The organism is Rhodoferax sp. P1_F3, from assembly GCF_056405715.1.
Window position 1 is genome coordinate 1 of record NZ_JBFUBO010000036.1, and the last position, 1,476, is coordinate 1,476.

At 57.1% G+C, this 1,476-nt stretch carries 1 protein-coding gene; it reads right to left on the reverse strand.

Annotated elements, in window-relative coordinates:
- The coding region (locus AC1DZ5_RS21510) for a PTS transporter subunit EIIC (protein WP_477892846.1) at window positions 1-1,441 on the reverse strand (1,441 nt) is incomplete at its 3' end.
- Between the last annotated feature and the right edge of the window lie 35 nt (window positions 1,442-1,476).

Genomic DNA, 1,476 nt, shown 5'->3' on the forward strand with positions numbered 1-1,476 from the left:
CGGACAAAGCCACCATCACCACGGGGGAAATCGGGCCATAGGCGGCATGGTTCCAACGCACCAAGGCTTCGACTCCCACCAAGCGTCCCAAGGTATCGTGCTTGGGTTGGTAGGCAAGCCACAATTCGCCATCGTTTCTTTTCAACTCTGTACGCAAATCAGCCAAGAGGCTTCTGGCAACAAAACCCGTCTGATCGTGGCCGATGACAAACTTCCCGGTTTTTTGGCTCTCGTCTGCGATGTGCTGAAGGACATGCGTCACCGCTTTGGCTTCCCGCTCTTTGCGTACAACTTCTGCCTTTCGTACAAACGGAAGATAGAGAGCAACGCCCAGCGCCATCTCTACACACTGCAACGCAGCGCCTCGCCAGCCTCCCGTCAGCAGCCACCCCGACACGATCGGTGGCGTCGTCCACGGAATATCTACCGCCAGAAAGCTGATCCAACCCAGCTCGGTCGCGGCCACCGTCATCAGAGTGAACAACAWAGGAATGCACAGGAACGGCACCACATAGATTCCATTCAGCACAATGGGCAGCCCATACAGCACTGCCTCGTTGATATTGAAGAGGGCTGGCAACGCCGACCATTTGGCAATCTGGTGTTGAGGCCCCTGCCTCACYTTCCACAAAATGGCAATCACCAGGCACATCGTGGAGCCTGCTCCACCCATCAGTGCAAAGTGGTTGAACAGGGGGCGCCAGGCCAGCGCGTTGGTGTAGGGTGAACCACCTGGGGCAAAGAGTGCGGCGCCGTAGGTGTCGAGAATTTGGGCCCCATGGATGCCGAAAAACCAGGCGGTTTGGTTTAGCAGGGTCGCCAGGCTGCTCAATACCCAGGTGGCATCTGCCTGCTTCAGTTGCGCCCATATCACCACGGGCGACAACACATAGGGAGAGACCGTAGGCAGAGTTCCGAGCATCTCCACGATCAAGAAAAAAACAATCCCTGCCACGATCACGGCTGGCGTCAGGCGCACCGCATGGTGATAGATGGAATCAGCAACGTAGGGATCATCACTCACCCGCAGCCAATGCCATCGTGTGACCAGTCGTAGCAGCTCAGCTGTGGCGACTCCCACCACAATGCCTTGCAACATGCCCCCGTGCCCCAAGCCATCTACAAAAAGCGGGCGCGCAGACGCCATCAGCATGAAATTGATCAATGCGGAGATGGCAACGATCATCGAGGGAATTTCTGGCGCCTCGAACGACGGCCGCATCAACCGCTTTGCCAGGAGGTTTGCAACCACCGACGCCAACACCATGCCAAAGATGCCGTGCGAGGCCTGAATCACCCTGTTCAACTGCTGGGGCCAGCCGTCGCCCCACAGGAAAGTCATCGTGTCACGGTAGACGCTCCACGGAAAAAACTGTAAGAGCAGTGCCACCAGCCCGAAAAAGGTTAGCGGCATGAGCACAATGAAGGAGTCACGGACCACCGTCAACCATAGATTCCCCCGTTCCAACACCTTCT